The sequence below is a fragment of the Fictibacillus sp. EA-CB0309 genome, from assembly GCF_055814265.1.
On the sequence record NZ_CP169271.1, the window covers coordinates 3129320 to 3151706 of the forward strand.

A 22387-nucleotide genomic window follows, 5' to 3' on the forward strand; every position below is an offset into this window, starting at 1 on the left:
TTATGCACCCTTCTATTCGTGTTTTTCGTGCGAATGAAAACTATTCGTTTGCGGGTCCTATCCACGAGGATGTACTTCCTTCTATTCAAGGTAAACACAAAAATTCAACCATGATAGGACAGCTTTCTTTTAAGTTGATTCATTACGGATACTTACCTGCCATTACGCAGAACAAAAATAAAGCCATGCGTAATTTATCCATTTTAGAAAAAACGGTTCAGTGTCATCCTGAAAATCCTTTTTATTTGTACCACTTAGGAATGGCCTATGAGAATAGGGGTGAGCGTGAAAAAGCAAAGATAAGGATGGAGCAGGCAATGCTGTTATGTGAGGAAAGAACATCGTATCGTCCTACGATTATTAAAGACTTATGCAAGTTATACCTGAAACTCGATCAGCCTTACTTAATAAAGTCTCTGCTAGACAAGGAAATAGAGAACTATTCAGATTACCCGGATTTGTATTATCATTTCGGACTTGCGTACAAAAGAGAAAAAGAAGATGAAAAAGCGCTAAGAATGTTCAAAAAAGCAACAGAGATTAAGCAATGTTCTCATTATGTAACTGAAGCAGGAAGCAATAGTTTTTTAGCATATACCGAAATGGGAAAGATTGCTGTTCAATGGTCGGCACATTCAGATGCGTTAAATTATTATATCCAAGCTCTCAACTCCTGTCCTTATTACGAAGAAGCGCTTTATGGAGTAATTGATATCCTGATTGCTTCTCATCTTTCCGATGCCGAACTTGTTAAAGAATTGCATCACCTCCTCACCCCTTCTCTCAACAATCCAGCTTTAAAAGAGGTGGTCGAGGTTGCGCTTTGTCATGCTTTTTATTATGGAGGTTGTTATAAGGAGTTTGTAACAAAGGTTGAGAGTTTGAGAAATAAACCACCTGAACTTCAAGACAAATATGTATTAAGCCTTTTGTTAGCAATCGACGAAAATAGAGCACTGCATGAAGTTGAAAACATGCTGCAATCTGACATAGCCGTATCTGATCACCTCTTTCAGGTTTTATTGCTGCATGCATTGGAACGAAACAGTGAAATTCCGTCTGTTTGTATGAAATGGATAGAACAACAAAAGAATCATACGTTTTACAAACAGTTGGTTGAATCCTTAACAACCGGATTTGCCGAGGAGAAGCTCATTGACTTCTTACTCTTTCTTAAACCGCTTATACATTTATGCATCACGTACGGCTATCACTCCCTTTTAACGAAACTGATGACGACCTGCCCAGAGCTTCGGCTTTATTCTGCTAAGATGATGTTTTATGAGGGCTATTCTCGACTTGCCCGCTCCCTTATGGAAACGTTGAGTCAAGATAACTTGCTAGACGGAGAAGGTACTTTCCTGCTCGGGCAAATCTTATATGCTGAGAAAGATTGGGCGCAGGCATCTTATTGTTTTGAGTCAGCATTGAAACTCGATCCCGCTATCACAGAAGCACACATCGGAGCTGGGCTTTGCTATCTTCAGCAAGCGAAAACGGAACTTGTCCAGTCGGCAGAAAAATTTCCTGAATACCCGCTATTTGCAGCTCACCTTCAAAAAGTTAACCTTTCTATTGAACTTGCTTCTAAATCCCGCTGGTGTGCAAGTTGGCGAGGAAAACAAAGGAGGAACGCGTTATGCCAAATACCATCGCCCTCTGTATGATTGTTAAAGACGAGGAGCATGTTTTGGCGAATTGCTTAGAGAGCGTCAAGCACCTTGTTTCCGAAATGATTGTTGTCGATACTGGCTCCACCGACCGTACCGTTCAAATCGCTGAGAGCTATGGAGCAAAAGTGATTCAAACAGAGTGGAGAAATGATTTTTCATGGGCCCGGAATCTAGGTGTTGAAAAGGCGAAAAGTGACTGGATCTTATTCTTGGATGCAGACGAAGTGCTCGATCCTGCAAGCATTGATGATGTGCAGGCTTGGGCTGACTATGAAGATGCTGAAGCTTATTTTTTTAGGATACACAATTATTTTTCTGATACGGAAGCGAGTATTAACCCGACAATCCGCATGTTTCGAAACGTACCTGCTTTTCGATTTACAGGCAGCATTCATGAACAGATTAGTGAGACAATCCAGCGTTATAACCCTGATGCGCGTTTTGTTATGACGAACGTGAAGGTTCGTCATTACGGCTACCAGCCTGACATTTATTCTGCCAAAAACAAATCCCAACGCAATATCTCCCTGCTTCTAAAAGAGCTTGAACGTAATCCGAACCATGCTTTTCATCTATACAACATTGGCGTTGAATACTTGCAAACGGGAGAGTTCGAAAAATCACTTGCTGCATTTCAAAAGTCCATTGAGCTCGTAGATCCTCTCTCCAATTATGCGCACCTTTTGTATAAGTTTGAATCCAGGTGCTATGGTGCGCTGAACCGGCTAGAAGAGGCCATTGAATGCTGCAACAGAGGATTAGCAAGGTATCCGGACTATACGGACCTTCTTCACTATAAAGGAACCTATTACCTGGCTATGGGCAAGAATCAAGAAGCCGAAGAGAGTCTGAGTCGCGCATTCACTTTATCTGAGCCAGTTAAATATCACACCGAAAGCGGTATTGGAACGTTTTCGACCGCCTACTTATTAGGTCTCGTTAACGAAGCGCTTGGTGATGACGAACGAGCTCTTCATTTTTATTTCACCTCCTATCAGCAAAATGCCACTCACCTTCGTCCTATATTTAGAGCCTTTCAGCTGATACGCAACAATGGAAAAGAATCCGAATTATACGACCTCGTTCAACAGAAATTTAAAGTGTCCACTTTTAAAGACAGGGGCGTCATACAAGATGTGCTTCTTCGCTGCCAATGTTACCAAACCGTCCTTCGTTTTATTGAGGACTGGCTTAGGGATGAATGGATTAGCACACATGAGAAAGCGCATTTACGTGAGCTGAAGGTAGAGTGCCGTTTGCTATCTCGTCAACCCGTCACAGAAGAAGAATGGAAACTTCACTCTAGATTGAAAAACCTTTCTCATAACACGTTGCCGCCAGCTAATTTATCAGAAAAGAGGTTACATTCTTTAATTGAAGCGGAACGAATCGCTCATGTCTTGTTTGCAGCAGGATGTTTTGAGCACTTTCACTTCTATATGAAAAGTTGGGAAAAAGAAGAGAGCCAAATGAAAAAGACATTTCAGATTTCTTCTAAATATCAGCGTGTACAAACGCTATCTCGAGTGGCTGAGCAACATTTTGCATCATTCTTGCAAAATCAAAGAATTGAACTCGTGCATTCAGCGAACACGGTTCTTCCTTATGATGAAGGGCTGATTGAATATGAACCACGAACCTACTAAGCAAACGGTTACTTTATGCATGATTGTTAAAGATGAAGAAACCCAATTAACTCGCTGTTTAGATTCTGTGAGTGACATTGTTGATGAAATCATTATTGTGGATACAGGTTCAAGTGATCACACGCTTTCAATTGCTCAACAATACGGCGCGGTGATTGTGCCTTATCGGTGGAATCATCATTTTGCCGATGCACGAAATGCAGGGCTTAAGCTCGCGACCTGTGATTGGATCTTCGTATTGGATGCGGATGAAGAGCTAGCAGAAAGCAGTGTTTTCCTTTTTAAAGAAACGATACAGCGAGGTAATGCTTCCGCTTATTATGTAGAATTCAAAAATTTCATCGGTTCGTACAACCCTGCGGATTATTATTGTGATACGTCCTGCCGGTTATTTCGGAATTTTAAAGGCTATTACTTTAGCGGAAGAATTCATGAGGATGTTACTCCGTCCATACTAAAGAAAGGTGATCAGATTCATTCAGCATCCATTGTGCTGAACCATTATGGCTACTTGAATCAGACCTTGTATGAAAAAAATAAGAACGAAAGAAATCTGCTTCTCGTTCAAATGGCATTAAAGGAAAATCCCTCTAACGCACGTTACCTTTACGCATATGGATCTGAACTGCTGCAGCACGGCAACAACGAGAAAGCCCTTGAAACATTTATTTCGATTCTGGAGAAGTTACCGATTTCTTCTGATATCTTTCCAGATGTTTTGTTAAAGACGGTTTCTCTATACAGGTGGAGGAATGATCGTGATATGGTACTGCAGCTTGTTGAAAAGGGATTGGTTTATTATCCTCATTTTACCGACTTACATGATATACAAGCAGAGATTTTCCTGTCAGAAAAGGATTACGACTCTGCTGTTGAAGCCTTAAGAAATGCTTTGCACTCTTGTCATGAAGAAGGACACCTTTCTGTAATGGGAGGCTCGGGAAGTTACAGAACTTCCTATATTTTAGGCAACACCTATGAGAGGCTGCTAGACTATGAAAAAGCACGGCACTTTTATAGAGTTGCTTTTAGTGAGCTTCCCACGTTTACAGCAGCTTGGGCACGCTGGTGCTTGCTGACATTGGCTCTAGACGAAGAAGAGGAAGTTATGAAGTTCGTATGCCAATATCAGCACCTATTCCAACGAGAACAGTGGAGGGTTTTACTAGAATGGATTCCTTTTTTTAGTAACGATGCTCTTGCGAGAAACATATTAGAGCTTGTACCATCCGATCTGTTAAATAAAACTGAACAGCAAGCTATTATTTCTTCAACTATTACGAATAACGAACCCTTATTCCGAATGATGCGTTCACAGGCATTCATTCGTTTAACAGAACTTCACATACCTAAAGCCCCACTACCGAAACTATCACCTCAGCAGATTGTGGAATTATTCTTATAACAGTTATTTCACATAAAAAAAGAGGACATCTCCTCTTTTTTTATGAAACTGGACTTACTTCCGCCCATCCGAGCGTAATCGCAAGTGTATTTGTTCCGCCAGCTAAACTTTGCAGATTTACGATCAGGCGTGTATTAGGAGGTACAATAATTTTTCCGATCTCGTCATTATCAATCGGTCCTGTTGCTTGAATAATCGTGCTGAACGTCGTACTGCCCACTGCTGGATTCGACGTAACGCCACCCGTTGTGTTTGTGAACGTAGGGATCAATTGGCTGGCATTTGTAAAACCAAAATTCGTATTCACAGGCTGTAGCGTTACTCCTCCCGCTATTGTTCCTCCTCGCATTAAATAGACAGCCGTATTAGAGATAGCACCGCCAAAAATCCTTCCGATTCGTGCCGTATAACGTGAAGTTGATGGATTATCCAACTGGATAGCTAGGTAACTATTAGCTGCAACAGCTACAATCCCGGTTGTTACACGATAATTTACACCGTTTTGTGCACTTGCTGCAGATATATCTTGATAAACGACAGGTTCTCTCAGATTACCAAAGACATTGTAATTCGGCATGATGTATCACCCTGTTTTCATGTTAAGTAATCGTTCAATACCGTAATCCATTGCTTTTTCCATCGCTTCATATCAAATGCTTTCGCTGTGTTTCTGCTGTTGTCAGCAAGTTCTTTTCGTTTCTCGGGATTCTGAATCAATTCTGATATCACGCTCTCCAGCCTTTCAACTGTTGGTGTTACAAGTCTTCCATTAAATCCATCAATTATGATATCGTTCAGTCCGCCTACATTAGAGCTCACGACCGGCAGTCCTGAGCTGAGCGCTTCCAAGCAAGACAATGAGGTGCCTTCTGAATAAATCGTTGGAATAACGGCTAAGTCTGCACCAATGTATGCATTCTTCATCTCGTAAAAAGCGTAAACGTTATGAATAATTCGATCCACATGAGGATGATGTTTCATCCAGTATCGAAAGGCTGTTGTTACCTCTGCACCTTCTATCGTTTCACCTGCAAATTCGATCTCTATATGCTCATGTTTCTCAAGCAGCCTATCCGCAACCGCCATCATCTGTAGAATCCCTCTTTCATGACTGATTCTCCGTGGATACAAGATTTTAAGACGTTTATTGTGTTTATAGGCTTGTGGCACGAATTGAGTCGTATCTACAAAATTGGGTATGAGCTCTACTTTTTCCGGATCTGTATAGAAGCTCGTTGAACGGCAATACGTGAGAAAATGTGAATCAACCGAAACGAGCTTTTTAATGAAGTTAGTGCATTCTGTACGTTTTCGCGAACGGTATTCTTTGTATCTAACATTAATTCTATGCGATCCCAGTTGATTCCGTGACAAATGCCTAGACTTCCCTTTTTGTAGGGAATGGCATGCCAAATACAGCTTGCGTATAGAAGCTGGCCAGTCGCCTCACAAGCCATATTCTCGAAAAGTTGTGGAATCTGCTCTAAATCACCGCATTGGTGACCTATTATTTTAACTTCTTTTAAATGCTCATCTTCATAGATCGTTTCAAACGGTTCTGAAAAGCTGAGCTGATGAATCTCAACAGAGTAACCTAACTGTGAGATAAGCAGGCTCAATTCATAAATATAGCGTTCCAATCCACCAGCGAAAATCTTCGTTATCCGGTGGTTGTAACCGTCAAGAAAACTGTGTGTTAATATCGAGACTGTTCGATCGGCACTCATAATTCTGCATCCCTCCATTCCACAAGGTTTGGATGAGGTTCTAAGATCGATTCATATTGTTCGAGGCTTCCCCATTTTCCTTCAGGATCAATTTGTTTGTATCTTTCATATTTTTTCTTCGTTCATTAAAAGATCCTGCCCAACCAAAATGTTTAATTCGCACATCCGATAGTGATCCCCAAAGTGCGTTGTACGAAAACGGAATTCGATGGACGTGATGGTCTTGCTGCAGATAATAATAAGGAAATCCCGGTAGGTATCTAACTAGCATCTTGCTGTGCCTTTTATGGAGGTTCCAATGTTCATCTTCTCTATAATGCGTGGTACCTCCCCAGAAATCGTACATACGAAATGCGATCCAATCGTATTGATCTTGGTTAATCAGCTCACGGATTTTATCTTGAACATTGTCTTCAAACATTTCATCTGCATCAATGGAAAGAATCCAGTCTGGTTCATGCTTGCACACTTCTTTCCAAAGGCGGCTCCTGAGCACCCACTCCTTATGAAAAGACGATTCACTAAGCTCCACTACTTCTTTGACTTTAGAAAACGATCTGCATATTTCAACGGTTCGATCCGTGCTGTTATCATCAACAATGACCATGTCATCCACAACATCTGAGAGTGATTCCAAAACGGCTTCCAAATATTTATTTTCTTCATTCCGAACCTGCATGATCGCGGTTAGCCGATTTCCTTCTTTTTTCGGACAGGTCTCAGCATCTGCTTCCTCCTCTCTCATTGATTTCCATTTAAATAGTTTTCTGCCGTCTGCATTCGTATAATGTGATCCAGTTGAACTTCATCCTTGCATGCCGCCTGTAAGTAATAATGAATGGCGCGGGATTTTTGATTCTGCAGCTCTTCCATTTCTGCTTTCACCTTTAGTTGTTCCGAATCGCTTAATAGTGCAAAAATAGTTTCTGATTGACCAGAGATTGTTGGCCTTAAATATTGCTTCATTTTTAAATACATATTTTTCACGAGATCTACGGATTCAATACTGGTGTCATCTTCTATTAATTCCTCTGTATAGATCCAGTCACCCAGCGCAAACATCAGCAGTCCTTTTGCCGTTGTAAAACGACCTAAGTTGTATTCATTTAAAAGGCATTCATAAATCTGCTTATTTTCATCTGTCGTAGCCAAAATACCAAAACTATTAATCGCCTCTACCAGTTTGTCTTGTCTGCATTGCGAGAGTGCGATCCAAGGATAGTATTTTAAGAGGCCGTCCTCTCGCTGAAAGGCTACATTTCTAGCAAACGCTTCAAAAAAATAACGCTCTGCTTCATGAAATTCATGATTAAGATATAAATACTTTGCAAGAGTACTTATCACGTTTTCGTTATGGGTATCCCATTCTAGCTGTCTTTTTAAATCGGCAATTCTCTTATTTATCTGACCACGCTTTAGCGCTTGGACAGAATCACTGTGTTCATAACACGCAATTAATTGGTTAAGCAGTTCCTCTTTTTCTGAGTATGGATACAGTGGTGTGTTTTGATCGGATTTCCATGCATTCTGTATATAGAAAACGGAGGGATAGCGCAGGGATTGAATAAAGAATTCTTCTACGTTGTTTACAATGATGACATCGGATAGATTGTACAGACTTTCTTTGTAAAATTGAAAATATCTTGTTGTCTGGTAATCATCACAACTAAGCATACTGATCAAAAACTTTGGCTGTAATTGGGCATATTGAGTCACCCAAAATGGATGTGTCACAATCGTGATATTGGGCTTTTGTTTGAGCGTAGGGAGCATATCTAAATCACGTATTTGAAAATCCTGATGCTTCATCTTTTCTTTTCTCGTTTCAACCAAAACGGCGGTGGCGTGCTGACCAAACTCATGTGTTTCTTTATTCACTTCCCCGAAAACAACAACACGTTCAGCATGTTTACTCACAATGAGTTCCGCTTGATGAATACGATTCAAATCATCCAACCCTTCTTTTCCAAATCGTTGGATAAGACCAGTTAGATTAACGCTTGCTTGTTGCTCGAGGTCAGTGAAATTCATACGTTGTGCCATTGTCTTGTGATACACCACGGATTGCAGATTTGCTTTCGGTTTCCAATGGTAAGGCAGGTCTAACTCTCTGTAATAAGACAACAGCAAATAATCATCCTCATACCCTTGTTTCCCTTTTAAGTGATTAAGATTATAGCTCCCTACTTTTTGCAGCAAATCTGCTCTGTGCATAACAGGATGAACAAATCCTTCGGTAATCTTAGGTAGTTCAAACCATTTCAGTAAAGAAATAATTTGATCGGGCTCACTTGGCATTTCAACAACCTGTGTGCCCTTTTGATGTGGATGCCACTCTCCAAAAGCGGTTAAAATGCCTGGGGAAACACAAGGTTCTACAGGGTGTTTTTCTAAGTACTCACACAACGGTGCTGTCCAATTACACGGAAACAGCATATCTGGATGAATTTCTGTAATATACGTGCATTCCGGAAGATGCTCCCAGATGTACTCAAAACATGTTTGACGTGCAAATGGGATTCCTTTATTTTCACCCTCGCCAAGAATGGTGAACGATAAATCAAATTTCTCAAGCTCTTGTTGAAGATCACTGTTTGAAAGACAACCTTGATTAAAAAACACGCAGCATGTATCTTTTGTTTTTGTTAAACTCGCTAAACACTGTTGAAGCATAATAAGATCTTGACCATCTTGAATGAACACCAACATCGTGTGAACGACTTTTAACATCCGGGTTATTTCCACTCCTTTTGATCTTACAGATTTATGTTTATGAATCTTTTTGCGATTAGCATCCTTCCTCCTACATCGACTTCCTTTTCTGTATAACAGACTGAGCGATATCGGATGATAGGATAAAATCAAGGATTCGCTCGGATGCTTTACCGTCACCGTACGGATTCTTGCTCATCGTCATCGTTGTATAACGTTCTGCATGTAGTAACAGCTGCTGAACTTCATGATATATGGATGCAGGACTTACACCGATTACTTTTAGAATGCCAGAAGATACCCCTTCTTTTCTTTCGGTTTCTTCTCTCATCACGAGCACTGGCTTTAATAGTGCTGCCGCTTCTTCTTGAATTCCCCTGAATCGGTAAGAATAAGGTAAGCATGTTTTAAAACATGTACAAAAACATCATAAGGAAGATGTTCAACAACATGCATCCGATTTTCTGACTGAAACGCTTTATTTACCTTGCGATGGATTTGCGGATTTTTGTGAACAGGAAATATCACTTCAACATCATGATGCGTTCTTAGAATCTTTTTTATCGCTTCAAAAATGCCATTCAAATGATTCATATTTTCTCTGCGATGGGCTGTCACGACGATCAACTTTTTATTGCTTTGCAGAATTTGCGCAATAGATTTTGGTATCTTTTTTCTCGAATGCAACACTTGGTATAACGCATCGATCACCGTATTGCCCACCACTTTAATGCTTGATGGAGAAATGTTCTCTCTCAACAAATTTTCACGATTTAATGGAGTTGCTGCAAAATGATAGGTCGCCAGTTGTGCGATTAGCCGCCTGTTCCCCTCTTCCGGAAAAGGAGCGAATAAACTCGACGTTCGAAGGCCCGCTTCAATATGTGCAACGGGGATTTGTTTTAAAAAAGAGGCATACGCGCTCATATAAGAAGTGGTCGTATCACCATGTACCAAAACGAGGTCCGGTTTCTCCAGTTCCAAAATGACAGATAGCTTATTTAAAATCTCCGAACTGATGCTCTCTAGCGACTGTTGTTTTTTCATAATGTTTAAATCATAATCAGCTTTCAACTCAAATAGCCCTATAATCTGATCCAGCATTTCTCTATGCTGAGCTGTGTTTACAAGGATACTCTCTATACGTTCATCTTTTTGTAATCGATGAAGGACAGGGGCCATCTTTATGCCTTCAGGTCTTGTTCCAATCACAGTAACTATTTTCATAGACGCTCCTTCTCCTTTTTCTCTTTTATCAAAATATGAAAAAACACCAGGTAACATTCGTTTTTCCGCACAAAAAAACACCCTTTCTGCTGAAGTGAGCAAAAAGAGCGTCATAGTTTGTTATATCGTTTTTACAGCTTTTTTCACAACAGGGATGTAAATATCGATCTGTTTGTTTTCATTTCCGTAGCAGCGCTCGTCATACAGTTCAAACTCGACTGTGCCGTCATGCTCATAACCTGAATCCGGGAACCATTTCGAGAAGATCTCCACCCATGTTTGCTGAATGGATCCTACAAAGTTTTCCTCTGATGCTTTTGGCGTTGTAAAAACAGCATACTCCATTTCAGGAAACGATCTATAGGACATACCTTCTGGAGCAGGAGTTCCTTCTGCCACTTCCATCCCGATCATGTAAACAAACTCACCCGTTGTTGTATTGTATTCTGTACACAATCCAAGTTCTTGGTTTTTGTAAAGCGGATTTGGAATCTGATCACCGAGATTATTTTGAATATAATGCATCCAAAACTTTGGAATCTCTCTATTGTTTTCACCGTCTGTGTTGCGTGTGTTTAAGTCATAGCCGATGATGTGAAGAGCTGGTTTTTTAATGAGTTTCATTTCCATATTAATACCTCCCATATAGCGTTTCATATTCAGGTAAGCTTTTTGATGAAGAGAGACAGGATGAACCGTTGCACTGCGATACTCTCTTGGTGACCGGCCATAGTATTTTTTAAATGCTCGGTTAAACGACTCGTGATATTGAAACCCTAGATCAAAAGCGATATCAATCACTTTTTCGTCGGATTGCAATAGTCGCTGTGCCGCATGCGACAGCCTTCGCTTCCGCACATACTCCATGACGGATTCACCAACAAGAAACTGAAACACCCGATGATAATGAAAAGGCGAAAAGCAAGCGAGCTCTGCAAGCTCCTCTAACGTGATTCGTTCGTTCAAGTTCTCCTCAATATAATCCAGTGTCCGCTGTATGCAAACTTCATAATCCATCTCCATCACCTACCCTATGTCTATCATATACACGAACGTCCATTCGTTCTTAACCTTTTTGCTAAGTTATCGCTTTTACTTATTCTATATCGGTGTAGGCAGCCCTTCTGATGAGAGGCAATTCACGAGTTCGGGCTGTCAATCCACGAGTTTTGGTCTCCAATCCGCGAGTCTTGGCCTCTAATCCACGAGTCTATAAACCTCGACACTTTTCGCAAACTGCCTATAGAAAAAGCTAGAACCTACAATCAGGTTCTAGCTCACAACTGCTTATTGAATACCTACTGCATTAAACGCCTGGTTCACAGAAGTGACTTCTTGCGACCCAGCGCCGTAAAGATCAGATGCCGCGCGAACCGCTGCCGCTCTCGCTTGGCTGAAATTAGAGGAAGACGTTAAGTACACCGTGTTCATGCGGTAGAAGATCGCACCTAGCTTTGCTCGTCCGATTCCTGTTACGGAAACGCCATAATGGCTGCCGCCTTCACTTAATAGATACGCTGCTTTGTTGATGATTCCGCTGTTGATATGAACGCCTCCGTTGTCACCAGTTCCTGTATATCTTACTGAATAGTGGTCTGGATCTTGATATTTTGCTGGATCTGACATCGAACGGAGTGCATCTCCCGCTATCGCAGGCGTGTACACATCTTCTCCGATTTCAAAGTCTGGATTCTTGCCGTTATAGTATTCTACTAATGTTCCAAAAATGTCTGACATCGCTTCGTTCAGAGCTCCTGATTCATTTTGATACACAAGGTCAGAACTTGTATCCGTTACAGCATGTGTCAGTTCGTGGGCTACTACGTCAATCCCGCCAGAGAACGCGATAAAGTTTGTTCCATCACCGTCACCGTAGACCATCTGCGAACCGTTCCAGAACGCGTTGTTGTAGTTTTTATTAAAGTGAACGGATGATTTGATCTGTGCCCCTTTGTTATCATAGGAGTTTCGCCCGTGTGTATTCTTATAATAATCGTACGTCAAACCAGCAAAGTAATGAGCGTCAACAACGGCTTGGTCGTACGAGCTGTCGAATACATTGTCTGTGCCACTGTAAAGCGTTCCTGGCAGGAAAAGCTCCGGCAAGAATGTACGGTTCTTCATATCGTAGGTAAAGATCCCATTTCCTCGGGTGTTGTCTTGCATATAATACTTGCCGCTAGATAGGGTTAGGTTCAGCGTTTTCGAATCTCCTAGAACGCCTTTACCTGTTCCAGTTGTATTCGTTCCCGTTACCTCGTGCATGTCGTTATAACGGTGCAGGATTTCACCAGAATCTGCATCAATAAAATAATTCCAGTTCCCTGGCTCAGGTGTGAGGAAATTTAGGTTTACGAGATACGCGTAATGCGCCGCTCCATCTTTCATCAGCACGACTTTGTCTGCTTTAGGTGTTTTTTCAAACTGCGGATTAAAACCAAGTGCCGCTGTTGCAATTCCCACTGCCTTTTTACCACTGATCTGTTTCGCGCTCTTCAGTTTGGTCTGCTTGTCCAATTCAGGAGCAACTTCACCGGAGATGACCGTCAGTTCTCCTTCTTTATTGATATGCGCCACTTGTGTGTAGCCCCAAACCGGAATTCCGTTGTATTCCTGCTGAAGTCTGAGTACCGTGTTTCCGTTGTCTTCTTTCGTGCTTTCTAAGATTGAGAATGACTCTTCTGCTTTTTTGTTGCCTAGTTTAAAAAGAGATTTATGATCGTTCACGTATTCAAAAAGTACTTGCTGAGCTGATGCTTTTGAAGGTGCTGATAATTTACCTGCTAAAAAAGCTGGTGTTCCAGATTCGCTGTTCACTTTCACCTTCACATTTTCTGCAGCAGCCATAGCTGGTGTTCCAAACGCACCTGCAATTAAAGATGCCGCAATCCCCATCGCAACCCACTTCTTTGTTCTCATCGTTATTCCTCCATTTTCCTTTTTTCTTCTAAGTAAGCAACATCATATCACCTCTCTAAAACTATTTATACGAATTTTCAGAAAGTTAAAGAGTTGTTACTAGAGCAAAAAATGAAAAACAAAATCATAGAGTCCGATGGCATATTTTTGAAGTAGGTCTTCTTTACTTAAAAAAAGAAAACTAACACATTCATGTGCTAGTTTTCTGTATCTACCTTTCCAATAACCTGTTTATAAAATGGACTTCACGCTATCTTGATTTAGAAGCTCTAATGGTTTTTTAAGCTTCGGAAAGCCAGTAATCTTGTCACTGATTTCATCTGGCAAAAACCATGTCGCATGGTACGCGTTCATACCAAAGGCCGCTGCACCAACTAATTCGTTCGCTCCACCATCACCTATAAAAATTGATTCATGTGCTAACACTCCAAGTTTTTCACAAGCGATTTGGTAGATTTGCTTGTTTGGTTTCGCAGCCCTCACTTCATATGAAAAGATCACTTCATCAAAATAGTTTGCAAGAATGCACGATTGCCAAGCGCAAACTTCTTCTCTCGCTGCGTTAGAAATAAGACATAGCTTTAACCCTCTGTCTTTTAAGGATTGCAGCAGTTCTAACACATCAGAACTTATCTCTTGGAAAGGAACCTTCTTTGCTGAAACTCTTGCTTGGTAGACTTCTTCAATAACTTCAGGAATCAGCGCTAGTCCTTGTGAACTTAAAATATCTCTCAAGACGCTTGGGTGATTAGGAAAAGTCCCGTCCATTCGAAGCTCTCTCTTACTATCCCATTCACGTTTAAAAATATTCCAATCCATTCCTAGTAGTTCAATAGAATAGGTAGCTTTCTTCTGCCCGTCTTTCCATTCCGTAATGAGCGTTTCAAATAAATCGAAAAACACTGCTTTTATCAAGAGAAAACCTCCTGCTATTAAAATACCTTTGCATAAACGCTTGTATCTCGAAGTTTGGTCGTTGAACCCATTTCTAATGAGTCGTTGCGCAGTACACCTTCTAACGTAAAACCTAGTCGTTCAGGAATGGCTGCACTTTTAACATTGCGCGTATCACATCGGATCTCGATTCTGCGCGCTTTTAATTCATTTACCGCAAAATCCGTTATTCCTTGAACGGCTTCTGTCATGTATCCTTTACCCGTATGGCGGGAGTCGATCCAATACCCAATCTCAAATTTGGGGATGCCCCAATTAATACGGTGTAATCCAGATGAAGCAATTAATTTCCCTGTTTCTTTTAAAAACACAAGCAGGCGCAGATCTTCCCTGCTTAAGAACTTCAGGTGCGCCTCGCGAATGTTTGCTTCCACATCTTCTTCACTTTGATCAATGTGGGCAAAAGGCAGCCATGGCTTAAGGTCCTCTATTGATGCTGAAATTGCTTCATACATTTCTTTTCCATCACCAGGCTCCGGCATGCGGATCAGCAGGCGGTCGGTTGTGAATTCTGTTGGAAAGTCTAATAGGATTGGTTTCATTGTGTACCTCCGAGTATGCTAGTTAATGTGATTTAGTTTGTCTGGATTAACGACCCAATATATCGTTTGAATCAATTCGTTTTCTATATGAAGTGAAAGAACACCAAATACTTGATCCGAAATATAGAGCACAATGCCAGGATCGCCATTAACTGTAGTAAAATGATAAGAAAATTCTTCTGTTGTTTTTGCCATGATTCCCACGTAAAAACGAGAGATTCGCTCCGCCCCCAATATAGGGACCATAGCTGCTTTCGTTTTCCCGCCACCGTCAGATAATAGCGTTGCGTCAATAGCAAGCAATTTTAGAAGGTTGTTAACATTGCCTGAAACAACCGCTGTTACGAACTGCTCGGTTAGTGCGGTAGCTTTAAGTGTCGCTGATTGGTCAGTGGCTGCGTGGTTGCCAATCGCCTTTTTCGCTCGTTTGAAAATCTGTCTGCAGTTGGTACTGTTCTTTCCTACAACGTCTGCAATCGTTTCATAATCATATTGAAGAACTTCCCGAAGCAGAAACACGGCACGTTCGGTTTCCGATAGCTGTTGCAATAAAAGCAGATAGGCGGTTGAGAGTGATTCTTTCATCACATAGTTTTGTTCAGGATCATCCTTGCTATCTAGCAAAAGAGGTTCCGGAAGCCAGGGACCTATATAGGTTTCTCTTTGCTTACGAGCCGATTTTAGTAAGTCAATGGATCGATTGGTCACGATTTTACATAGATACGCTTTTACGTTTTGAATATGATCCGTTGCCGTCGTACTCAGAGTGAAATACGCGTCTTGTACAATATCTTCTGCATCCTGAACACTGCCTAACATTCTGTATGCCAATGAAAACAACAGCGGTCTATACGTTTTATAATGTTGCTCAGTCTGACTCTCTATCATGTCTTAAGCCTCCCTAGACAAAACCTGGAACCCATTGTGTTGTATGATGATTTCCGCTGCTCGTTTTGCACTGGCAAACGCTGCGTCCACCAACATTTCTCCATGTCCCGTTCCATCTCCTGCAATATACAGTCCTGGTATTTCAGGTACACTCGGGCCGAAATATTGTTTATCTTGAATAGTGATACAGTCTTGCACCACTACCATGTGCGGAAGAAATTGCTGAGCTACAAGTTCCTTTCTCCATCCAGGCTGCATGAGATCCATTATGCTTTCTAATTCTTGTTTGTTTGCTTCCGTCTTCGTTTCTTTCTCTGTTCCCAAATATTTGATGAGATGCAGCACCTTCGAACCCTCTTCACCTAGTTTGGAAGCTCGAGAATGATTGGAGAATAGAATGTGTTGATCAATGCCAATGGCAAAATGATGAGTAGGATTCGGGAGATTTTTCAATGCCACATCAAGGCATGCAGCATAAATTGGCTGAGCCTGTTGTTTCCATTTATCAAGCATCGTTCCATCCGCATTTTTTATCAGATTACACGATTGGTCTGGACCACATGTTAAGAGTACGTTAGGAACTTCCATCGTATCTCCATCTATAAACTGCAGTTGATGCTCATTTCCATATTCAATAGAAGCTACTGTTTTATTGGTGAGAATAATCGCTCCTGCACCAACGGCTTTAATCCGCAGTTTTTCCACGATTGATTCCCAGCCGCCGTCTATATACAGAACACCTCTCATACCAAGCTGAACTTGTTGAATGACCGCACTCGCCAGCTGTTGATCAGGATTGATGCAATAAGTTGATGTTCTGCAGAGTGCGTAGAACACATGACGAACCATCGGATCTTTCATATTGTTCTCTGCCCAATCACGCAAACTGATAGGTGGAATTGTTGATGTATCTAGGTTTCGAAGCTTCATCATGATCTTGCTAAGCTCCATTTTTCCAGACCAGGTTAAAAGTTTAGTTTTGAACAGGCTCGCCAAGGAATCCGGCAAATGTAATAACTCTCCATTCCAGAGTGCATATCCTTTTGTATCGGGAATTCCCCTGTCACTTTTACTTGTAACTCTTTTAAAATTTTCTCCCCTGCTCCACCTCTGTATAGTGCATGACCTCCCAAGTTAAAAAGCACTCCATTTTTATGAATGGTTTGTGCGCGGCCACCCAATAGGTTACCTTTCTCTACTACCACAACAGAAATTCCGGCTTGCGCTACATATGCAGCAGCTGTCAATCCAGCAATTCCTCCACCGATAATGGCTACATCGTATTTATTCATTTTTCCATCACTCACTTTCTCCCTTTACAAACAAGACGAGAAAGGATTTTGTTTTGTGACAAAAAAAGGATACTTGTTTATGGATAAAAGGAGCCCACTTTATCAAGTGCGCTCCTCTATTTTTATTCAACCAATTCAGACACCGTTTTAAACGTATATCCCTTTTCCTTCAAATCCGTAATGATACCTTTTACAGATTTCATTGATTCCTCTCGGCTGTTATACATAACATGAAGCAGAATAATCGATCCAGGCTGAACCTTACGACTAACATGCTTCACAATTTTCGTAGAATCAGATGCTATTTCTGGATAGGTTTCCGGCTCTATGTTCCATAGGATTGTCTTTCGATCGTGTTTATCTAAGTAATAGGGCAGTCCGATTAACTTTTTACCAAATGGCGGACGAAACTGAATCTTCCCTTCATAACCTGCTTTGCGGATCAACTCATCTGTTCTTTCAATCTCACTTTTAATATAAGAAGGTGTTTTCAAGACCATTCGTTCATGAGAATAGGAATGATTTCCGAGTTCATGTCCAGCTGCAACAATCTCTTTTGCCGCTTCTGGGTTCTCTTCTATCTCCCTTCCCGTTACAAAGAAAGTAGCTTTAACTTCCTCTTCTTTTAAAATGGACAAAATTTCATTCGTGCTGTCTGTAGGTCCATCATCAAACGTTAAGGCAACTACTTTCTCAGCAGTATCTGCTTTTGTTACCAATCCTCCAAAAACTGAAAGTCCCGCGAATTGCTCAACTTTAAACCGCTGTATGCCAATACAACAAATAGTACGATTGAAAAGCTTACGTATATCACTATTTTCTTCATTTACTTCTCCTTGTTGAATTGTATGTATAGAGCTCTTAATGATCTGTATACCAATAACTCGTTAAATCTGTCGTAACTGAGCTGTAACCATTTTGACGCAGCATTGCAGTAATATTACCGCGATGATACGCACCATGTGTCGCGATATGCAGCAGCATCTCAGCGATACTCGTTTCTCTTCGTCCCGCCCATGGCGTATCCAGTATTAACATCTTGTCCAAATCAACTCCATCGTTAAGAAACTCCTTATATTGATGGGTTAATTCATCAAACATCGTCATGATATCTTCAATGCTCTTTGTATCCGACTCTACTTTTTCTATCTCAAGTGCTTCTGTCATACTGGTCCCCGAAACAATATGAAACCAAAGCTGATCAACAATGTACATATGTGAAACTACTTTCGAAATGGATGGGAAAACACTCTGCACGGTCTGGTGATACACTTCGTTTCCAAGTTCTGATAAACGATGGAATAGCTCCTTGTTCGCCCATACGTGATAATCGTACATTTTCATAGCATGATGTGTCATAATGCCCTCCCCTTATTTACCTTCTTACTTCTTTGCCTATTTTCGACAGCACGACAAAATTCCCTCTAATTTTTATGATTAGGAAGGAACTGGGATTGTTTTGAAGAATTTTTAAAAAAGACATTATGGTGGTATGAGGAGAACATGATAAATCATTTCGCGCACGAGATATAAAACGGCTATTACGCTAGGGGACCTCCAACAGAACGTAAAGATTCAACAAATTAAGATAAACTTTTGGAGGTGCACGTATGAAACGTGATGTAGATTTTGAAATGTATATTAAGGAAGTGAAGAAACCGTTCTCTGGATGGGATTTTTCATATATAACCGATTCTGGCCGAATGGCAAGCGGAATGCTTTCTTGGTCTTATGGCAGTATGGTAACCCCTCTCATCGGAAAAGTGTCATCGATGCTTGACATGGGCACTGGAGGCGGTGAACTTTTATCTAAACTTCAACCGTTTCCAGCAATAGTTTGTGCAACAGAAGGGTATCCGCCTAACGTTCCGATTGCAAGAGAACGACTTGAGCCTCTTGGCGTAAAAGTGTTTCAAATCGGTGAAGATGATCTTCTTCCATTTGAAGATGATGTTTTTGACCTCATCATCAATAAGCACGAATCGTATTCTCCGCGTGAAGTGAGGCGGGTTTTAACGAATGATGGAATTTTTGTGACACAGCAAGTTGGCGGTTCCGATTGTACGGATATCAATAAAGCGCTTGGTGCAGCTATAAACGATGAGTTCTCTCACTGGAAACTAGCTTTTGCTGAAAAGGAACTGCGTGACAACGGGTTTGAGGTATTGGGGGCGAAAGAAGAATATCCGGTTCAGCGTTTTTATGATATCGGCGCACTTCTTTACTATTTAAATGCGATTCCTTGGCAGATTCCCAACTTTAAAAGTGAAGATTATCTAGATGAGTTATATCAAATTCATGAGATGATTCAAAATATCGGGTATTTTGAAGTGAAACAGCATCGTTTTCTTTTAAAAGCGAGGATGATGTAAGCGAAAAATAAAAAAGCTGGCTCTGAGATCGTGTGAAGCAACGATCCTGGCCAGCTTTTTCTGTTTAGACAGTGTGGTAAAGCGAGTTTGTGTATGCTACTGTCCACTTTCGGTGAAATACTGTCTACTTTCGGTAATTTACTGTCGACTTTTTATAATTTACTGTCCACTTTTCGTGAAATACTGTCCACTTCTCACAAAATACTGTCCACTTGCAGAAATTATGCTAAGCACAACATAAATTACTTCTGTACACTCGTTACCATCCAGCCTTTTTGATCCACCCACTCGAGGTTGACGGTGTATCTCTCATTCGGCTGTTTATTTGGGCTTACTTCTGCAACTGATTTCTGTGGCCCTCCGCCATTTCCAATTTTCCATACGGTCATGTTTTCATCAAGTCCTGTTGCAAGGCGAATGGCCTTCAGCTTTTCGTTCCAATCGACACTGCCTTCATCATAGCTGGATGTATGCGGTTCTGTTTGAGAGGTTCCAATCGGCTTGTTTAAAACAGGCTCGCCACCAGAAGCTTGCTGCTTTTTCTTTTCAGCTTCTGCAGCTTTCTTCTCTTTCTCTGCCTTTTCTTTTTTATCCGCTTCTTTTTCAGGATCTATGCCGATCTCTTCAGAAGGCTCTTGTTTATCTGTTGTTTCCTCTTCACTAGATCCTTCAACTGCTTTCTCTTCGTCTTCATAAGCACTCTCATTATCTGGCTGAAGTTTTACGACTTTATGTTTTGGTTCTTTACTTACTTTTTCTTTTACAGGCTCTTCTTCATTACCCATTAGCAGTGCATCTTTCGGCAAAAACAATAAAGCTAAAAGAACGGCACCTAATGCGCTGAACAAAACTACATTTCTCTTTTTTGACTTGTTGCGCTCTGATCTTCTCATCTGTAAAATTCACTCCTTCTTAACAAACGTTCCCTCTATGCTTGAAACCAAACAAAAAGAACTCCATTTATAAATGGAGTCCTATCATTTACTTATCATTCTTAATTACTCAACATTAATTATTCGAAGAGCAATAGGAGGAAATTGAGGGTAACAGAAGATTTCAGAAGTTTTCGTTAAATCAACAGGCTTGTTTTAAACCTCAAGTACTACAGCCATTTCTTTTCCAAAACGGTCTCCGTTATCGACAAAACCTAAACTTCTATATAATTCGTGGGCTCCCTTATTTTCAGGATGATAGCCAACTACAATTTTTTTCGCATTCAGCGTTGATTTCATTTCGTCAATCATCAACTGTGCAGCGATTTTGCCGATTCCTTTTTGTTGGTGGTTCTTATCGACCATAATACGGTAGATCCAATAACCATCAAGCTCTTCTTCCACCGTATTGAACATAAGAAATCCTACTGTCTCACCCTCATAACGAATGCTATAAGGCTTCAAGTTCGGTTCGAATTTAGATTGTGCAATTGAAACAGCATTTGGTTCAATATGACTCGCTTGATTTTCTTCTACTTCTAGTGAACAGCACTCATACCAATTTTCTGTGTTTAATTCAGTGATTTCTACAGTTATGTTTGTCATGTTTTCCCCTTAAATATGTATTTTCATTCCAGTTCTTACTTTACCATAAAATCACAATACGAATGATTTATATAAAAAAACAGTGCCTTCCCGTTAATGAAGACACTGCATTTGCATCACATACGTATTTAAGCCACGGCCTTTTTTTGTTTTGCTTCAAGCCGTTTCATGTCAAAGCGGACTAAGATTGAGACGACGAGTGCGACTATAAACAATCCTGAGAAAAACGTTAAGCTGTTTGCGTACGAACCCGTTGTGTCTTTGATCCATGCAGCGAAAAGTGGACCTGCAAGACCAGCCGCTGCCCATGCCGTTAAGATGTACCCATGAATCGCACCCACTTGTTTGGTTCCAAATAAATCGCCAATAAAAGCTGGTATAGAAGCAAATCCTCCGCCATAACACGTGTAAACGATGGCGAGCATCACTTGAAAAAGAATTGATGATGAGGTTTGCGGCAATAAGAAAAATAAAGCAATCTGCAATACGAAAAACGTCGTGTACGTGTTAGGTCGTCCAATATAATCGGATACTGATGCCCAGCCGATACGACCAAATCCGTTAAACAATCCTAATACCCCGACAAGCGCTGCAGCTTCAGCTGTTGTTAGACCGATACTTTCTTCTGCAAGTGGTTTTGCTGCGGAAAGTATCGCAATTCCGCACGTTACGTTGATAAATAACATGATCCACAGATAATAGAAGCGACGTGTTTTTACCGCTTCGTTAGCCGTTAGCTGCGAAAGATCTTTCTTGATCTTCACCTTGCCGCTTTCTACGTTCTCTTTAAATCCATCCGGCAGCCAGCCTTCTTCTGGTTTTTCCAAATAAAGAGATGATAATGTCATAACTGCAAAATAAGCAATTCCTAAAATAAAAAACGTGTTTGCTACTCCAACTGACTTAATCAGTGCGTCCATGATTGGAGAGCTGATGGCCGCTGCGAATCCAAATCCCATGATGGCAAGTCCAGTTGCAAGACCGCGGCGATCTGGAAACCATTTTATGAGTGTTGATACAGGAGCGATATAACCAACTCCTAGACCAATCCCGCCGAGAACCCCATAAAAGATATAGAGCATCGTTAAAGAGCCGATATTGACTGCAATCCCTGAACCAGCAATACCCAGTCCAAAGAAAACAGCTGCGAGTAAACCAGCTTTTCTTGGACCATGTCTTTCAACAAAATGACCAAGAAAGGCAGCCGACAAACCTAAGAATAAAATGGCAATACTAAACGTCATCTGAACTTGTGAAGCGGACCAGCCGAACTTTTCGATCAATGGATTCGTGAAGTTGCTCCATGCATACACCGAACCGATAGAAATATGAATCCCTACAGCTGACAACGCAATGAGCCAGCGGTTCTTTGTCTTTCTCATCCGTACATCCCCCTAAAAAGTTAATATGGTTAAGTTTTCATGAACCTTACCCTAATGCATCCCAAATAAAAAGACAACATCCAAAAGTACTTATTCATCAGATAAGTCCT

Annotated in this window: 20 protein-coding genes and 2 pseudogenes; 4 read left to right on the plus strand and 18 right to left on the minus strand. The window is 41.0% G+C overall.

Annotated features, from left to right (window positions below; all coding sequences use genetic code 11):
• Positions 1 to 2: 2 nt before the first annotated feature.
• From ACEWFH_RS17580 to ACEWFH_RS17590, 3 genes are read left to right on the plus strand one after another with little or no spacing between them, the layout of a single operon-like run.
• Entirely contained in the window at positions 3 to 1667 is a 1665-nt protein-coding gene (locus ACEWFH_RS17580; RefSeq protein ID WP_473725038.1) for a tetratricopeptide repeat protein, read from the plus strand.
• Positions 1640 to 3319, plus strand: a complete 1680-nt coding sequence (locus ACEWFH_RS17585) for a glycosyltransferase (RefSeq protein WP_473725039.1) — start codon at positions 1640 to 1642, stop codon at positions 3317 to 3319. The genes ACEWFH_RS17580 and ACEWFH_RS17585 overlap by 28 nt, the downstream gene beginning before the upstream one ends.
• The gene (locus ACEWFH_RS17590) at positions 3300 to 4724 is read left to right on the plus strand and encodes a tetratricopeptide repeat-containing glycosyltransferase family 2 protein (RefSeq protein WP_473725040.1); all 1425 of its coding nucleotides are present in this window, start codon (positions 3300 to 3302) and stop codon (positions 4722 to 4724) included. Before ACEWFH_RS17585 ends, ACEWFH_RS17590 begins: the two co-directional genes overlap by 20 nt.
• Positions 4725 to 4764: 40 nt before the next feature.
• Here the strand turns inward: ACEWFH_RS17590 and ACEWFH_RS17595 are convergent, their stop codons facing one another.
• From ACEWFH_RS17595 to ACEWFH_RS17665, 15 genes and pseudogenes are all read right to left on the minus strand, one after another.
• Complete coding sequence (locus ACEWFH_RS17595; RefSeq protein WP_473725041.1) at positions 4765 to 5301, minus strand: hypothetical protein; 537 nt, start codon at positions 5299 to 5301, stop codon at positions 4765 to 4767.
• 17 nt (positions 5302 to 5318) lie between these two features.
• The gene (locus ACEWFH_RS17600; protein ID WP_473725042.1) at positions 5319 to 5894 is read right to left on the minus strand and encodes a glycosyltransferase family 4 protein; all 576 of its coding nucleotides are present in this window, start codon (positions 5892 to 5894) and stop codon (positions 5319 to 5321) included.
• Between the two features lie 35 nt (positions 5895 to 5929).
• The gene (locus ACEWFH_RS17605; RefSeq protein ID WP_473725043.1) at positions 5930 to 6451 is read right to left on the minus strand and encodes a hypothetical protein; all 522 of its coding nucleotides are present in this window, start codon (positions 6449 to 6451) and stop codon (positions 5930 to 5932) included.
• A gap of 40 nt (positions 6452 to 6491) precedes the next feature.
• Entirely contained in the window at positions 6492 to 7196 is a 705-nt protein-coding gene (locus ACEWFH_RS17610) for a glycosyltransferase (protein ID WP_473725044.1), read from the minus strand.
• Positions 7193 to 9181 carry a hypothetical protein gene (locus ACEWFH_RS17615; RefSeq protein ID WP_473725045.1) on the minus strand — a complete coding sequence of 663 codons (1989 nt, stop codon included), beginning with the start codon at positions 9179 to 9181 and terminating at the stop codon, positions 7193 to 7195. Before ACEWFH_RS17615 ends, ACEWFH_RS17610 begins: the two co-directional genes overlap by 4 nt.
• A gap of 73 nt (positions 9182 to 9254) precedes the next feature.
• Positions 9255 to 10504: pseudogene (gene wecB / locus ACEWFH_RS17620) on the minus strand (non-hydrolyzing UDP-N-acetylglucosamine 2-epimerase).
• A 6-nt stretch (positions 10505 to 10510) separates the two neighbouring features.
• On the minus strand, positions 10511 to 11407 hold the full coding sequence (locus ACEWFH_RS17625; RefSeq protein ID WP_473725046.1) for an AraC family transcriptional regulator: 897 nt from the start codon (positions 11405 to 11407) through the stop codon (positions 10511 to 10513).
• Positions 11408 to 11677: 270 nt separating this feature from the next.
• A complete protein-coding gene (locus ACEWFH_RS17630; RefSeq protein ID WP_473725047.1) occupies positions 11678 to 13309 on the minus strand; it encodes a M4 family metallopeptidase in 1632 nt (543 codons plus the stop codon).
• Positions 13310 to 13540: 231 nt separating this feature from the next.
• Positions 13541 to 14224, minus strand: coding sequence for an HAD family hydrolase (locus ACEWFH_RS17635; RefSeq protein ID WP_473725048.1), 684 nt, complete (start codon positions 14222 to 14224; stop codon positions 13541 to 13543).
• A gap of 17 nt (positions 14225 to 14241) precedes the next feature.
• A complete protein-coding gene (locus ACEWFH_RS17640) occupies positions 14242 to 14805 on the minus strand; it encodes a GNAT family N-acetyltransferase (protein ID WP_473725049.1) in 564 nt (187 codons plus the stop codon).
• Between the two features lie 18 nt (positions 14806 to 14823).
• A complete protein-coding gene (locus ACEWFH_RS17645) occupies positions 14824 to 15693 on the minus strand; it encodes an RNA polymerase sigma-70 factor (RefSeq protein WP_473725050.1) in 870 nt (289 codons plus the stop codon).
• A 3-nt stretch (positions 15694 to 15696) separates the two neighbouring features.
• On the minus strand, positions 15697 to 16626 hold the full coding sequence (locus ACEWFH_RS17650) for a phytoene desaturase family protein (protein ID WP_473725051.1): 930 nt from the start codon (positions 16624 to 16626) through the stop codon (positions 15697 to 15699).
• 32 nt (positions 16627 to 16658) lie between these two features.
• Complete coding sequence (locus tag ACEWFH_RS17655; RefSeq protein WP_473725052.1) at positions 16659 to 17000, minus strand: FAD-dependent oxidoreductase; 342 nt, start codon at positions 16998 to 17000, stop codon at positions 16659 to 16661.
• A gap of 107 nt (positions 17001 to 17107) precedes the next feature.
• Positions 17108 to 17811, minus strand: a pseudogene (locus ACEWFH_RS17660) (polysaccharide deacetylase family protein).
• Positions 17812 to 17846: 35 nt separating this feature from the next.
• The gene (locus ACEWFH_RS17665; RefSeq protein WP_473725053.1) at positions 17847 to 18344 is read right to left on the minus strand and encodes a DinB family protein; all 498 of its coding nucleotides are present in this window, start codon (positions 18342 to 18344) and stop codon (positions 17847 to 17849) included.
• Between the two features lie 251 nt (positions 18345 to 18595).
• Between ACEWFH_RS17665 and ACEWFH_RS17670 the strand changes: the two genes are divergently transcribed.
• Positions 18596 to 19357, plus strand: a complete 762-nt coding sequence (locus tag ACEWFH_RS17670; RefSeq protein WP_473725054.1) for a class I SAM-dependent methyltransferase — start codon at positions 18596 to 18598, stop codon at positions 19355 to 19357.
• Positions 19358 to 19599: 242 nt separating this feature from the next.
• On the opposite strand, the gene ACEWFH_RS17675 is transcribed toward ACEWFH_RS17670, so the two are convergent.
• The 3 genes from ACEWFH_RS17675 to ACEWFH_RS17685 form a co-directional block, all read right to left on the minus strand.
• Positions 19600 to 20250 (minus strand): YrrS family protein, encoded by a 651-nt coding sequence (locus ACEWFH_RS17675; RefSeq protein WP_473725055.1) that lies wholly within the window; start codon positions 20248 to 20250, stop codon positions 19600 to 19602.
• A 195-nt stretch (positions 20251 to 20445) separates the two neighbouring features.
• Positions 20446 to 20895, minus strand: coding sequence for a GNAT family N-acetyltransferase (locus ACEWFH_RS17680; RefSeq protein WP_473725056.1), 450 nt, complete (start codon positions 20893 to 20895; stop codon positions 20446 to 20448).
• A gap of 128 nt (positions 20896 to 21023) precedes the next feature.
• Entirely contained in the window at positions 21024 to 22277 is a 1254-nt protein-coding gene (locus ACEWFH_RS17685) for an L-lactate MFS transporter (RefSeq protein ID WP_473725057.1), read from the minus strand.
• Between the last annotated feature and the right edge of the window lie 110 nt (positions 22278 to 22387).